We start from the raw sequence: 14373 nt of genomic DNA on the forward strand, positions 1-14373 counted from the left end.
GGGGGTGTTAAGTGACAAGTATTCTTCCTACTATGGATTATCGACTGTTATTCAGTGTTTAACTTAACGCATCCTGAGTAAAAATTTTCTTATCTTCCCAACGGATCATGGTTAGGCTTCCGCCCCAAACGCAGCCAGTATCTAGCCCGATGACTTCGTTGTTCATATAGCCTTGTAGTGCAGCCCAGTGCCCAAAGAGCACCGCTTTGTTTAAGTGGATACGTTTAGGCACATCAAACCATGGAATAAGTTCGTTACCGGAAACTTGTTGCGGTGGCAATTTACAATCCATATCCAAACGACCATCAGGGAAACAAAAGCGCATCCGCGTAAAAGCATTGATAATATAACGGTATCGGTCCAAACCCTGTAGAGAGTCATCCCAGGAATCAGGTTGATTGCTGTACATGTTTTTTAATAGCCAAGGCAGCTCTTCACTTTGGATGATGCGCTCAACTTCACGGGCACACTTTCTCGCTGTTTTTAGATTCCACTGCGGTGATATGCCAGCGTGACACATCACGAACTCGTCATGCTCGGCCAATAGAGGTCGCTGAGCTAGCCATGTCAGTAGTTCCTCTTTGTCAGGGGCCGTGAAAATAGGTGCGGTTCTATCTTTGTCTTTGACCTTTTTTATCCCGTGAGCCACTGCAAGAAGGTGAAGGTCGTGATTACCAAGCACGACGATTGCGCTTGTGCCAAGTGACTTCACAAAGCGTAACGTTTCTAGTGATTTAGGCCCTCTGGCGACCAAATCACCAGCAAGCCAAAGTTGGTCTTTTTTCGCAGAGAAAGATACTTTTTCTAGTAGTCGCTGCAATTCATCAAAACAGCCTTGGATGTCACCAACAATATAGGTAGCCACTGAATCTCCAATTTACTAATTTAAAACATTTGGAACAGCCAAGCGAAATGGTTCAATTTCGGTGATGAACTCTTGCCCTTTCTCATCCAGCATTTTGTAGTGTCCTTGCATAACGCCGACAGGGGTTTCTAACGCGGTTCCGCTACTGTACGTGTATTCATCATTGCTTGGAATAAAGGGCTGCTGGCCTACCACTCCGTCACCTTCAACCGTCATTTGCTTGCCATTCGAGTCTGTGATTAGCCAGCGGCGGCTCACTAACTGTACGGTTTGCTGGCTAAGGTTTTTGATGGTGATGATATAAGCGAAAACGTAGCGTTGTAGCTCTGGGTTGGACTGTTCTTCGATGTATTTGGTGTGAACTTGAATTTTGATGCAAGGTTGAATGACGTCCATGTGCACTCCTCAGAAACGTAATATCCCAATAATAATAAGCCAAACCTACAAGGGTTTGGCTCATTGTTTGAGTTCTTAGTGCTGCGGGTTATCCGCAAGCCAGTTCGCCATTGCGACGAATTGTTCTAGCGTCAGGTTCTCTGGACGCATGCTTGGATTAACACCTAGCTCTTCTAGTACTTCTGTGCTTAACAACGATTTGTAGCAGTTACGAACGGTTTTACGACGTTGGTTAAAGCCTTCACGACAAACGCGATCGAGCAAACGCAGATCTTTCGCCGGGCATGGCAGCTCTTCGTAAGGCACTAAACGAACAACGGCAGAATCCACTTTCGGTGGTGGAACGAATGCCGTTGGCGGTACTTCCAGTACCGGTACCACTTTACAGTAGTACTGAGCCATTACCGTTAAACGGCCGTAAGCTTTGCTGCCAGGGCCGGCGGCTAAGCGGTTTACCACTTCTTTTTGCAGCATAAAGTGCATGTCTTGAATGTCTTTATGGAACTCAAAAAGGTGGAACATCAATGGTGTAGAGATGTTGTATGGCAAGTTACCAAAAATGCGCAGCTTGTTGTTTGGCTTCACTAGTTGAGTGAAGTCAAAACGCATAGCGTCACCCTCATGGATGGTCAACTTATCTGCCAGTTCAGGGTGAGTACGTAGGCGTTCCGCCAGATCGCGGTCTAATTCGATAACTGTGAACTTATCTACTTCACGACCTACCGGCTCAGTGATTGCACCAAGACCAGGACCGATTTCAACCAGGTTTTGACCTGGTTTTGGGTTAATCGCTGATACGATCCCATCAATAATGTATGGATCGTTCAGGAAGTTTTGACCAAAACGTTTACGCGCTTTGTGTCCTAAATGGACATCATTTCTCATTGTTTCTTCTCTACCAAATCTATCGCATGCGTGAGCGCTGTTCGGAAACTCCCTGTATCCGCTTGACCTGTCCCTGCCAGATCTAATGCAGTACCGTGGTCCACCGATGTTCTAATAAAAGGTAGACCAAGAGTAATGTTTACTGAACGACCAAAGCCTTTGTATTTTAATACTGGCAATACTTGATCATGGTACATGCCTAAAACAGCATCAGCATCATTTAAATATTTTTCATTGAAAATGGTATCAGCCGGCAGAGGGCCGATCAGGTTGATACCTTTTTCTTGTCGAATTTTTTCCAGTGTCGGAGTGATGGTTTCGATCTCTTCACGACCTAAGCAGCCATCTTCGCCAGCATGAGGGTTAAGCCCGCAAACGTAGATGTTTGGTTGTGCGATAGCAAACTTTTCTACAAGGTCTTTATGAAGAATATCGATGATTTTTTCTAATCGCTCTTCGGTGACAGCTTTGGACACATAAGCTAAAGGAATATGTGTTGTAACCAGCGCCACGCGTAGTCCTTCCGTTGCTAGCATCATTACAACTAGCGGCGTTTGTGACTTCTCGGCGAAAAATTCAGTATGACCACTGAATGCAACACCTGCGCGATTAATCACCCCCTTATGAACAGGGCCGGTGACAATAGCATCAAATTCATCATTCATACAGCCTAAAGCCGCTCTTTCTAGCGTTTTTAGTACATAGTGGCCATTCGCTTCATTGAGCTCACCTGCGACCGCAGGTTCCGATATTTGGATATGGTCAACGATAAGCGTGCCCGCTTTTTGTGCTTTAGGTGCTTCTTCTGGATTGTAATCAGACAGTTGGACTTCGATGCCAAGCTGCTTGGCTCGCTCCATCAGCATATTCTTATCGGCACAGACGACAATTTGGTGCGCCCAATCTTCTTTCGATAGGGCAAGCACTAAGTCTGGGCCGATACCCGCAGGTTCCCCTGCGGTTACGACAATTCTACGAATTGTATTAGTTGTCATTGTTGTCATCCACGATTTCAACAAACGCACTTGCGCGTAGCTCTTGCATCCATGCGCCCGCTTCTTCATTAAATTTACGGTTAAATAGAATGCGGTAAGCTTTATTCTTCATCGCTGAGTCAGTACGGTCAACTTGGCGACGATCCAACACTTCAACGATATGCCAGCCGTGAACGGTTTTGAACGGTTCGCTGATTGAGCCAACTGGCAGAGTTTCTACTTGGTGCTTGAATTCTGGCACGTAAAGATCTGGTGTTTGATAACCTAGTTCACCGTCTTGTGCTGCCGAGCCAGGATCTTGACTGTATTGTGTTGCCAATTGAGCGAACGTTGCTTCACCGGCTTTGATGCGGCGTACAAATTCATTCAGTTGCTTCTTCGCCCCTTCGTCGCTCAGAATCACGGTTGGTTTAATCAAAATATGACGCGCATTTACTTCCGTTACCGCAACCGTTTCTAGGCCTTTGACATCCTCTATTTTTAGGATGTGGAAACCAACGCCACTACGGAATGGACCAATAATGCTGCCTTTGTTTTGCATCTTGATCTGATCAGCAAAGATGGTCGGCATCTCTTCTTTACGCATCCAGCCCCAGTCACCACCTTGTAAAGCTTTAGGACCTTTAGAGTAGGTGTAGGCCATCTCCGTAAAGTCTGCACCTTCGTTTAGCTTTTTCGCGAGCGCTTTAGCTTCTGCTTCTACAGCAGATTTTTCTTTATCGTCAGAGAAGCGCAGTTGAATGTGTCCAATTTTGTATTGAACAGTCGCATTGGTTTCTTGTGATAGTTGCTCAGCAAGGCTATCGACCTCTGCTGGAAGGATATTAATACGGCGACGAACCAGTGCATTGCGAGCTTCTGATGCGGCGATTTCCTTACGAATTTGTTCGCGGAATTCTGGGTAACTTAAACCTTCACTTTCTACAGAAGCAGCGAGTTGTTCTACCGATTGCTCATTATTACGTGCGATCTCTGCAATCGCTTGGTTTAAACGGTTGTCGTCAATACGTACACCAATACGGTCAGCTTCTTGGCCTTGCAACGTATCAATGATAAGTTTTTCAACGACTTGTTCTTTTAACACGCTGGTAGAAGGTAAGCTCTTTCCACTTTGACGAGCGTTGGCTTGCAGCGTTTTCATCGCTGTTTCGATGTCGCTTTGTAGAACTACACCGTCATTCACGATGACCGCAACCTTATCGATCTCTACTGGTGCTGCAACCGCTCCGCAAGAGAGTAGGGTCGTGAATAAGATTGATTTCCAAATTTTCATTTAAAATTCCGTCAGTATTTTTGAATAGGCGTCTTATTCATTTAAGACGCCTATTTTGATTAATTGTTCAGATAGAATGGGCGGCCGTACTTAATCGCGTTGTCAGAACCATCCAGTTCTTTGACAGCAGTGTCTTCACGCTGGTTGGTCGCAAAGCCTTGAATACCGAAGTTAACGCTGAAGTTATTTTCGTATTCAGGTGATGCCCCGGTGCTGCCGATAGCTTGGTCTTCCCAACCAAGCAATTGGTTTGAGTAAGTGACGCCAATGTACCAACAGTCAGATTGGTAACGTAGGCTCGCTAACCATTCTAGGTCCGCATTTTCATTGAGGTCGTAGTAGTATTGACCACTCGCAGACCAGTTCGGGTTGAACTCGTAGGCCGCTACAATACCTGCTTGAGAAATACCTTTACGAGTAATTGTGTCTAGGTTTTCGAGAATGATCGTATCTTCGATGTATTCACGCGTAACGTAGCGATAGTTACCCTGAATAAAGCCGCCGTTGAATTGGTATTCCAAGGTACTGTTTGCCAACTGCATGGAGCTCAAATCAATATCGTATTGAATTCCACCGTGATAGAACAAGTAATCGTTGTAGTTGAAATCAGCTTCAATCGCCCATGATGAGTAATTGGTGGTCTCATCCGGAAGATTTGGGCTGTTGCTCAGTTTGGTCTTTTTATCGAAGTAGTAAATCTGACCAAATGAAACGTTAAGACGCTCTTTATAGTCATCATCAAAGAAGCGAGTACTCGCACCGTAGCTTAACTGGTTCGCCGAGGCGATTTTATCAATGCCACTGTACTTACGACTGCGGAATAGCCCGTAGTAGTCGGTTTGTAGCAAGGTGGTATCGTAGTTGTAGATGTTGGTTTGATCTTCTTCAGGTACGTACAAGTACTGCAGCTGAGGCTCCAGTGTTTGTGTGTAGCCCTTGATCCAGCTTGTATCTCGCTCTAAGTAAAGTTGCGCATGCGTACGGAACTCAGGAATAACACGAGAAACTTCATCATCCAACTGGTTTTGCAAGTTTACATCTGTCAAACCCGTTAAGTCTTGAGAGTAATACGTAGAGAGCACACGCGCTTCTGTTGTCCACGTTGCCCATGAGTTTGAGAGTGGTAATGTAAGCCCTGGTTCAATGTGAACACGGGTCGCATTTGGTCGCGCAGCATCGCTCGTATCGAAGCGGCTGACTTGGCTCTTCACGTCAAAGTTAAGGTAATCTCCCCACAACGGCGTGTAGTAGTTCAAGTCTAACTGAGGAAGCAGGCGATAAGGGCGGTTCTCTTCTTTCAATAAGATTTGGAAGTCACGAACGGTTAACGAGGCATCCCAGAAGTCAGAACGATATTGTACTTGTCCTTCTTGAACCAGTTGACCATCTTCACGGTTACCAATGTCGGAGTCGAGATCGAGGAAGTAATCAATATCACTCACTTTTGAGTAATCGACTTTGACTATCCACTGTTTATTGATGATACCGTCGTGTTTAACTTGGTAGCCCCAACGAGACTCGTCCTGATATTTGCGATCACTATTGAGGTATTCGCCTTTGATTTCTCCATTTCCCCAACCATCTGTTAGGTAGCGGAAGTCAGTATCGAGTTTTGTACCACGTTGCTGCATATAGAGCGTGGTGAGTGTCATGTCATATTGAGGCGCGATGTTCCAATAGAATGGCACCTCGACTTCCATACCATCACTAGAACCGTACGATAAAGAAGGGAAGAGGAAACCCGTTTTACGCGTATCTCCAATTGGCATGGTTAGATACGGCACATAGAAAACAGGCACATCTAACACTTCAAATCGAGGATGGTGCAGCGTCGCTGTCTCTTCATCTTGGTCAACATCGATGCCTGACGCAACCAATCGCCATGAATTATCGCCTTGAGGGCACGATGTGATAGAGCCGTCTTCGAGTTCATAAACCGACTGACCTGTGCGAGCTATATAGGCTGCAGTGCCTCGGCCTTGTTGGCAAAGGAACTGATAATCGGTGTTCTCAAGTGAAAACGTATCTTGATTAATGTCGTTAGTAACACGATCAGATCGAGCTTTGACTTGGCCGTCATTGAAAGTCACGTTGCCTTCGGCAACCACGACGTTGTCTTGTTGGTGCAGCGTTACGCTATCTGCGGTAATTTTCTTCTGGCCTTGGGTGACTTGTACATTACCTGAGTACTGAGCTTTGTCACCATTGATGGCTTGCAGGGTGTCAGCTTCTACCACTACTGGGGTATTAAGAGCGTCCTCCTCGCCACTTGTATCGACCAAACATTGATCTGTGGCGGGCATTTCCTGCACACTATCATGGATATTCGCTTCAGCTTGAGTGGTGGGTACAAACAAGGCGGTGCTGATAGAGGCCGCTAAAAATGTGCGGGAGAAATGTTGCATTGAATTGAACTTTCCTGTGTCACTACTACTCGATGGCTATAGGGCTTGTTGTACCCTAGCGTAATAGCCAAATGAATCAACTATAGTCGCATTTATCCCAGCGTATTGATTCACTGTGGCATAATGACGACAAAATAGCTGCAAAGATAAGCAGGCGAAATGGCCTAGCCGAAATAAAACTAATTCCATTATCATAAAGGAAATCGTTGCATCCGGCACTATAAGACCGCCGTCGTCGATAAAAATTCATTGATAGAGAACACATAATGCATATTTTTGGCAAAATTCTGGGTGCCTTTTTTGGCTTGTTACTTGGCGGGCCGCTAGGTTTACTCTTTGGCTTATTTATTGGCCATCAATTCGATAAAGCACGTCGCTTGAGTCAAGCCGGGTTCTCTACTGGCGGCTTTGGAAAAGGGCCAAGTCAAGCTCAGCGCCAAGAAGAGTTTTTTAAAGCGGCGTTTGCGGTAATGGGACATGTGGCAAAAGCGAAAGGCCAAGTCACCAAAGAGGAAATCCAACTGGCTTCAGCCATGATGGACCGCATGAATTTGCATGGCGAACAGCGTCGCGCAGCGCAAGACGCGTTTCGTGAAGGTAAAGGCAGCGACTTTCCGTTAGAAGATGTTCTTGTTCGTGTGAAAATTTCGACAGCTGGTCGCTTTGACTTGTTGCAATTTTTCTTAGAGCTGCAAATCTCGGCGGCCTTTGCAGATGGCTCGATCCACCCGAGTGAACGAAATGTACTACACAAGATTGCACGTGGTTTGGGTTTCTCTTCTGAGCAATTAGAGCGTCGTTTGCAAATGCAAGAAGCCGCATTTCGTTTCCAAAGCCAGGGCGGTTTTTATGGTCAGCATCAAGGCCAATCTTCTGGTGGTAGCTGGCAACAAGCTTCACAAGCGGATCAGTTGGCCGACGCGTACAAAATTCTGGATGTGTCTTCAGATGCAGACAGTAAAACCGTTAAGCGTGCTTATCGTAAACTGATGAACGAGCATCACCCGGACAAATTGATGGCTAAAGGCTTACCACCAGAGATGATGAACGTCGCGAAAGAGAAATCTCAAGAGATTCAAAACGCTTACGATCTTATTAAGAAGGTTAAAGGCTTTAAGTAGTCGGACGTTTTCTATCAAACATTTGGATGTAAAAAAGGGCACTCAGTGCCCTTTTTTTTCATGTCTTAGTCTTTGAGTTGCCGGTGTCTTTAGCTTTTGGCCTATTATGTCCCTAATGCTAATTGACCTCACATCCCCCAGTTTAGTTGGCTTGATTCAAGTCCCAATCGTATTCGTATTTCACTTTGCCAGAGAAGTTTTTGTATTGCGGTGCGTACTTTGCGATGTGTTTGAAGATTTGTTTTTCTCCACCAAAGTCCGTTGCAAACCAATCATAAATAGAAGACAGCTGTGCCGTGTTACCTTGGATAGATACGCCTTTGCTGCTGTTGATAAATGTTTTGGCGGCACTATCCAGTAGAGCTTGCGTGTTGTCAGCAGTGAATGCTTGAGATTGCAGATTAGGGCATCCTAGGCTGGCACAGTTAACCGCGTAATGCGTTCTTGGGTCATTCCAAATTGGACGCAAAATTCGATGTTCAATATCGTTTAAAGTTAGATCCTTCCCATTGACCACGACCACATCGTCTCCCCAAGGACCAAAGCTAAATAAACCACCTAGCTTGGTGATTGATTCGACTGGATAGTTATCCAAAATAAGATCTACCGTGATGGCGTTGTAAAGGTTTACCCAATAGGCATATTGCTCTGCTTGGCTGTATTGTAGAGGGTCTAGTTTTGCCAAACGCTGGATGTATTGTTTCAGCTTGGTTTTATCGACAGAGGAGACTTGGCTATAACGAAACAAGGTATTCTCGCCTTGTTCAACTAAATAAGTATCGAGCAGTTGTTGCCATTCTTGATGAAAAATTTGGGTTTGGTTGGCTTGATTCGATTGTTTCCAATATGGCCATAAGTCGGATTTAGGCGCGGAAAATGTCGAGAAAGAAACCAGAGCACACAACAGCAATAACAGACGCTTCATAGAGATACCTTTGAATGAGATATTGTTGATAGTGTAGACCAGTTTAGTGCTTGTTTTCTTTCAGTAATCAGTGGCCTTTATTCGCCGTCATTCCGAGGAGCATAAGCGATATCAGGAATCTAATACCCACAAACTCTTGAGTAAAGACAGTATTAATCTGCACAGTGCGCTCTGGCAGTCGATCCTGAATCACACTCCTTCGTCGCTGTTCAGGATGACGAATTTCAACAGAGGCGTTCGGTATTCCGTAAGCAAAGCGATATAAAATCAGTTGTCTAAATAATTAAAAGGGCCGACAATTGCCAGCCCTTGATTTGTGTATGTACTAACGCGTCTTAACGCAAGAAGCTCGGGATATTTGCCTCGTACTCGGCAATCTTATCTTCATGCTGAAGGGTTAGGCCAATGTTGTCCAAACCGTTTAGCAAGCAATGACGACGGAACGAATCGATTTCAAAGCTGTACTCTTTGCCGTTGGCGCGAACCACATTCGCTTCTAGGTCGACCTCGACTTCTGCACCTTCATTCGCCTCAACAAAATGGAAGATTTCATCCACTTCTTGCTCAGTCAAGCGAACTGGTACCATTTGGTTGTTGATCGAGTTGCCGTAAAAAATATCGGCAAAGCTTGGAGCGATCATCGCTTTGATGCCGTAATCCGCTAGTGCCCACGGTGCGTGCTCACGAGATGAGCCACAGCCGAAGTTCTCACGAGCCAGCAAGATAGATGCGCCTTGGTAGCGAGGTGCGTTCATCACGAACTCTGGATTTGGCTGTTCGCCAGCATCGTCTAGGAAGCGCCAGTCATGGAATAGGTGCTTACCAAACCCTAGGCGGGAGACCTTTTGTAGGAACTGCTTTGGAATGATGGCATCAGTATCAACGTTCGCTGCATCTAGAGGAACAACTAAGCCTGTGTGTTGTTTAAAGCCTGACATTGGTTTGCTCCTTAGTCTAGTTCACGAATATCTACAAAGTGACCAGCAATTGCTGCTGCCGCTGCCATCGCAGGGCTCACTAGGTGGGTACGGCCATCACGACCTTGGCGGCCTTCAAAGTTACGGTTTGAAGTAGACGCACAACGTTCATGTGGGCCCAAACGGTCATTGTTCATTGCTAGACACATCGAGCAACCTGGTAGGCGCCACTCAAAGCCCGCTTCTTTAAAGATAACGTCCAAGCCTTCCGCTTCTGCTTGCGCTTTTACTTGCTCAGAGCCAGGAACGATCAGCGCTTGAACGTGAGGCGCGACTTTGCGACCTTTCGCTACTTCAGCGGCTGCGCGCATGTCTTCGATACGTGAGTTAGTACAAGAACCAACGAAGACTTTATCGACGTTGTAATCAGACAATGACTTGCCTGCCTCTAGGCCCATGTAAGCCAATGCTTTTTCTGCCGATGCCTTTTCTACTGGGTCGGCAAAGCTTTCTGGTGCTGGGATAGGTTGATCTACCGCGATCACTTGGCCTGGGTTAGTACCCCAAGTGACTTGTGGTTTAATGTCTGCTGCGTTTAGCGTCACGACTGCATCAAACTGAGCATCATCGTCAGTTTTTAATGTCTTCCAGTATTCTACTGCTGCATCAAAGTCGGCACCTTGAGGGGAGAATTTACGGCCTTTAATGTATTCGAATGTGGTTTCATCTGGTGCAATCAAACCGGCTTTTGCACCTAACTCAATCGCCATATTACATACGGTCATACGACCTTCCATTGAAAGGTCAGTGATCGCTTCACCACAGAATTCAACTACGTAACCGGTACCGCCTGCTGCTGTGGTTTCACCGATGATTGCTAGCACAATGTCTTTCGCAGTAATGCCCGGAGCTACTTTGCCTTTCACTTCGATCTTCATCGTTTTAGCGCGCGCTTGTTTTAGCGTTTGAGTCGCTAATACGTGCTCAACTTCAGATGTACCAATACCAAAAGCTAGCGAGCCGAATGCACCGTGTGTAGCAGTGTGTGAGTCACCACAAACAATGGTCATGCCCGGTAGGGTAATACCAAGCTCTGGGCCCATAACATGCACAATACCTTGGTATTTGTGGTTGATGTCGTAAAGCGTAACGCCAAACTCTTCACAGTTTTTCGATAGCGTTTCCATCTGGATACGAGCCATCTCACCCGATGCGTTGATGTCTTTGGTGGTTGTCGAAACGTTGTGGTCCATGGTGGCAAAAGTTTTGCTGACCTGACGCACTTTACGACCTTTTTCACGCAAGCCGTCAAATGCTTGCGGAGACGTCACTTCATGTACCAAGTGACGGTCGATGTACAAGATTGGGTTTTCCCCTTCTGCTGCGACGGCAACGTGTGCGTCGTAGACTTTTTCGTATAGTGTTTTGCCCATTGTTTGCTTCCTTTCCTCGTTATCCTTGTTGCTTTGTTTTAGCACCAATGACTTAGAGGTAAGTCATTGGTGGATAGAGGATTTAGTATTTATTATGAATCTGTTTTGTATTAAGAGTTTAAGATGTACTCAGCGATCTTATCGCCCATCTCAGACGTCGAAAGTGCAGGGTTGTCACCAGCAAGATCACCCGTTAGCTCACCCGCTGATAGTGCTTTTGAAACTGCCGTTTCGATGTCTTGTGCCGCTGTTTCCTCACCTAGGCTATAACGCAGCATCAGTGCAGCAGATAGGATTTGTGCCACAGGGTTAGCGATGTTCTTACCTGCGATATCTGGTGCACTGCCGCCTGCTGGCTCGTACAGACCGAATTTGCTTTCGTTTAGACTTGCTGATGGCAACATACCCATAGAGCCTGTGATCATCGCGCATTCATCAGAAATGATGTCGCCGAAGATGTTTGAACACAGCATTACGTCGAACTGAGCAGGGTCTTTGATAAGCTGCATAGTCGCGTTATCAATGTACATGTGTGACAACTCGACATCTGGGTAGTCTTTTGCGATTTCTTCGACTACTTCACGCCATAAGATAGAGCTTTGTAGAACGTTCGCTTTGTCGATAGAGCACACTTTCTTGCGACGTAGACGAGCAGACTCAAAAGCGATTTTTGCAATACGTTCGATCTCAAAGCGGTGGTACACCTCAGTATCAAATGCTTTTTCTGTTGCGCCTTCACCTTCACGACCTTTCGGTTGGCCGAAGTAGATACCACCCGTCAGTTCACGGACTACCACGATGTCAAAGCCGCGACCCGAGATGTCTGCACGTAGCGGTGAGAAAGCTTCAAGACCTGAGTGAATTTGCGCTGGACGTAAGTTACAGAACAGTTGGAAGTGTTTGCGTAGTGGAAGTAGGGCACCGCGTTCAGGTTGGTCGTTTGGTGGTAAGTGCTCCCACTTAGGGCCGCCAACCGAGCCGAATAGGACTGCATCAGACTCTTCACATGCTTTTATTGTGCTCTCTGGAAGTGGGCAACCGTGATTGTCGATCGCGATACCACCTACATCATGCTCGTCACGCTCAAACGCAATACCATGTTTCTTTTCGATTGCATCCAATACTTTATGTGCCTGCGCCATTACTTCCGGGCCAATGCCGTCACCGGGTAGGACGGCAATTTTGTACGATTTGTCTGTCATGTTAATCCTTTAAGTTTTCTAATTTTGAGCTTAATTATTTCAACGAGCGTGTTTTTTCCTGAGCCGTGTAGCCCGGTTGTTATTACACAGTCGCAATCTTTTTCTGCTTCATTTCTTCGATTTTATCTGCACGATGAATGCTGTTAATAACGTGCAATAATGCTTGGCCGGAAGCCTCAACGATGTCGGTGGAAACACCCGTACCGTGGTATTTGCGACCTTTGTAGTTGGCAATGATGTCTGCTTGACCCAAACCATCTTCACCTTCACCTTTCGCGGTTAGGTCGAATTTATCCAGAACGATGTCGTAGCCTGTCACGCGGTAGATACATTGGTATAGCGCATCAACTGGGCCATTACCGACCGCTGCTTCACACATTTCTTCATCACCGCATTGCATTTTGATGCTGGTGGTAGCCATTACGCTGCCAGACTGCACGCTTAGGTAGCTCAATTTGTAGAAGTCATCTTCTTCACGCAAGTTCGAGAAGTGCATTAGGGCTTCTAGGTCGTAATCGAACACTTGGCCTTTGCGGTCAGCAAGTTTCAAGAAATCCGCATACAGTGCGTCTAGGTTGTACTCGTCTTCGTTGTAACCCATGGTGTCCATATGGCTCTTCACGGCAGCGCGACCGCTGCGGCTGGTTAGGTTCAGAGCTTGGTTTTTTAGGCCAATAGACTCAGGGGTCATGATTTCGTAGGTATTCTTATTCTTCAACATGCCATCTTGGTGGATGCCTGAAGAGTGGCTAAACGCATTTGCACCCACAATTGCTTTGTTGCTTTGAATAGGCATATTGCATAGCTGGCTAACCAACTTACTGGTGCGGTGAATTTCATCATGCTTAATGCCAGTGTGAACGCCCAAAAACTCTTGACGAGTCTTGATGATCATTGCGATCTCTTCAAGTGAACAGTTACCCGCTCGCTCTCCAATGCCATTGATCGTGCCTTCTATCTGACGTGCGCCAGCTTGAACGGCGGCAATAGAGTTGGCAACTGACATCCCCAAATCGTCGTGACAGTGAACGGAGATGATCGCTTTATCAATGTTCGGAACGCGGTTAAATAGAGTTTCAATAATCCCACCAAACTCACTTGGTACGGTGTAGCCAACGGTATCTGGAATGTTGATTGTACTCGCACCTGCATTGATGGCGGCTTCTACCATGCGACATAGGTTGTCGATTGGAGTACGACCAGCATCTTCACAAGAAAACTCGACATCATCAGTGTAGTTACGTGCATGTTTAACGGCGTTGACTGCCATTTCTAGTACATCGTCGTAGCTGCGGCGTAGTTTGTCTTCTACGTGAATGGTGGAAGTGGCTAAAAACGTGTGGATACGGAATTGGTCAGCCACTTTTAATGCTTCAGCGGCAGCATCAATGTCTTTCGCAACGGCACGCGAAAGGGCACAAACTCGACTGTTTTTTATGTTTTTTGCGATGGTTTGTACAGACTCGAAATCACCTGGTGAAGAGATTGGGAAGCCAGCTTCGATAACATCAACGCCGAGTCTTTCCAGCGCATAGGCAATCTGCAGTTTTTCTTTAACCGTCAAGCTTGCTGACAACGCTTGCTCGCCATCACGCAATGTGGTGTCGAATATAATGACCTGATCGTTCATGTTTGCTTCCTTCCTGATTTCTGCACTTTCGCGCAAGTGAATCGTTTACTTCCAGTATTTAGATATAAAAAAACCCGCATTCTCATGCGGGTTCTTAGAAATTGGTGTGGTTATTTTTCTTCCACAGCCTACCCGCGCGAACTGGTCACGATCAGGAGGAGGCTAAGCAGGATAGAAAAATGAGCTGACATAGTTGTTAAGCTTTCCACATAATTAAGTTAACAAATTAGTACCGCACTCCATGAAGCGCGTCAACCCTAAAGTCGATTTTTTATTCATATCGGATGAGTCTTTTCGTTTGCTTGAAAAAAATGATGCACTAAGTG

General features: G+C 46.0%; 12 protein-coding genes. 1 reads left to right on the forward strand and 11 read right to left on the reverse strand.

Annotated elements, in window-relative coordinates; all coding sequences use genetic code 11:
* Positions 1-58: 58 nt before the first annotated feature.
* The 6 genes from apaH to lptD all read right to left on the reverse strand — a co-directional run bounded on the left by apaH (position 59) and on the right by lptD (position 6819).
* Positions 59-865, reverse strand: coding sequence for a bis(5'-nucleosyl)-tetraphosphatase (symmetrical) ApaH (gene apaH, locus R7127_RS01190; protein WP_005379667.1), 807 nt, complete (start codon positions 863-865; stop codon positions 59-61).
* A 15-nt stretch (positions 866-880) separates the two neighbouring features.
* Positions 881-1261 (reverse strand): Co2+/Mg2+ efflux protein ApaG, encoded by a 381-nt coding sequence (gene apaG, locus R7127_RS01195; protein ID WP_005379668.1) that lies wholly within the window; start codon positions 1259-1261, stop codon positions 881-883.
* Between the two features lie 75 nt (positions 1262-1336).
* On the reverse strand, positions 1337-2146 hold the full coding sequence (gene rsmA, locus R7127_RS01200) for a 16S rRNA (adenine(1518)-N(6)/adenine(1519)-N(6))-dimethyltransferase RsmA (RefSeq protein WP_005379669.1): 810 nt from the start codon (positions 2144-2146) through the stop codon (positions 1337-1339).
* On the reverse strand, positions 2143-3141 hold the full coding sequence (gene pdxA, locus R7127_RS01205; RefSeq protein WP_005379670.1) for a 4-hydroxythreonine-4-phosphate dehydrogenase PdxA: 999 nt from the start codon (positions 3139-3141) through the stop codon (positions 2143-2145). The genes rsmA and pdxA overlap by 4 nt, the downstream gene beginning before the upstream one ends.
* Positions 3131-4414, reverse strand: coding sequence for a peptidylprolyl isomerase SurA (gene surA, locus R7127_RS01210; protein ID WP_005379672.1), 1284 nt, complete (start codon positions 4412-4414; stop codon positions 3131-3133). The genes pdxA and surA overlap by 11 nt, the downstream gene beginning before the upstream one ends.
* A 59-nt stretch (positions 4415-4473) precedes the next feature.
* The gene (lptD, locus tag R7127_RS01215; RefSeq protein WP_005379673.1) at positions 4474-6819 is read right to left on the reverse strand and encodes an LPS assembly protein LptD; all 2346 of its coding nucleotides are present in this window, start codon (positions 6817-6819) and stop codon (positions 4474-4476) included.
* Between the two features lie 266 nt (positions 6820-7085).
* Here lptD and djlA point away from each other — a divergent pair, with 266 nt between their 5' ends.
* Complete coding sequence (gene djlA / locus R7127_RS01220; protein WP_213961946.1) at positions 7086-7940, forward strand: co-chaperone DjlA; 855 nt, start codon at positions 7086-7088, stop codon at positions 7938-7940.
* 142 nt (positions 7941-8082) lie between these two features.
* Here the strand turns inward: djlA and R7127_RS01225 are convergent, their stop codons facing one another.
* From R7127_RS01225 to leuA, 5 genes are all read right to left on the reverse strand, one after another.
* Entirely contained in the window at positions 8083-8865 is a 783-nt protein-coding gene (locus R7127_RS01225; protein ID WP_213961947.1) for a DUF547 domain-containing protein, read from the reverse strand.
* Positions 8866-9200: 335 nt separating this feature from the next.
* Complete coding sequence (leuD, locus tag R7127_RS01230) at positions 9201-9803, reverse strand: 3-isopropylmalate dehydratase small subunit (protein WP_042522424.1); 603 nt, start codon at positions 9801-9803, stop codon at positions 9201-9203.
* An 11-nt stretch (positions 9804-9814) separates the two neighbouring features.
* Complete coding sequence (gene leuC / locus R7127_RS01235) at positions 9815-11215, reverse strand: 3-isopropylmalate dehydratase large subunit (RefSeq protein WP_005379681.1); 1401 nt, start codon at positions 11213-11215, stop codon at positions 9815-9817.
* Positions 11216-11325: 110 nt separating this feature from the next.
* The gene (gene leuB / locus R7127_RS01240; protein WP_005383068.1) at positions 11326-12417 is read right to left on the reverse strand and encodes a 3-isopropylmalate dehydrogenase; all 1092 of its coding nucleotides are present in this window, start codon (positions 12415-12417) and stop codon (positions 11326-11328) included.
* A gap of 82 nt (positions 12418-12499) precedes the next feature.
* Positions 12500-14047 carry a 2-isopropylmalate synthase gene (gene leuA, locus R7127_RS01245; protein WP_005379685.1) on the reverse strand — a complete coding sequence of 516 codons (1548 nt, stop codon included), beginning with the start codon at positions 14045-14047 and terminating at the stop codon, positions 12500-12502.
* Positions 14048-14373 lie beyond the last annotated feature (326 nt).

Source organism: Vibrio sp. 1159, from assembly GCF_033340395.1.
Classification (GTDB): Bacteria; Pseudomonadota; Gammaproteobacteria; order Enterobacterales; family Vibrionaceae; genus Vibrio; species Vibrio alginolyticus.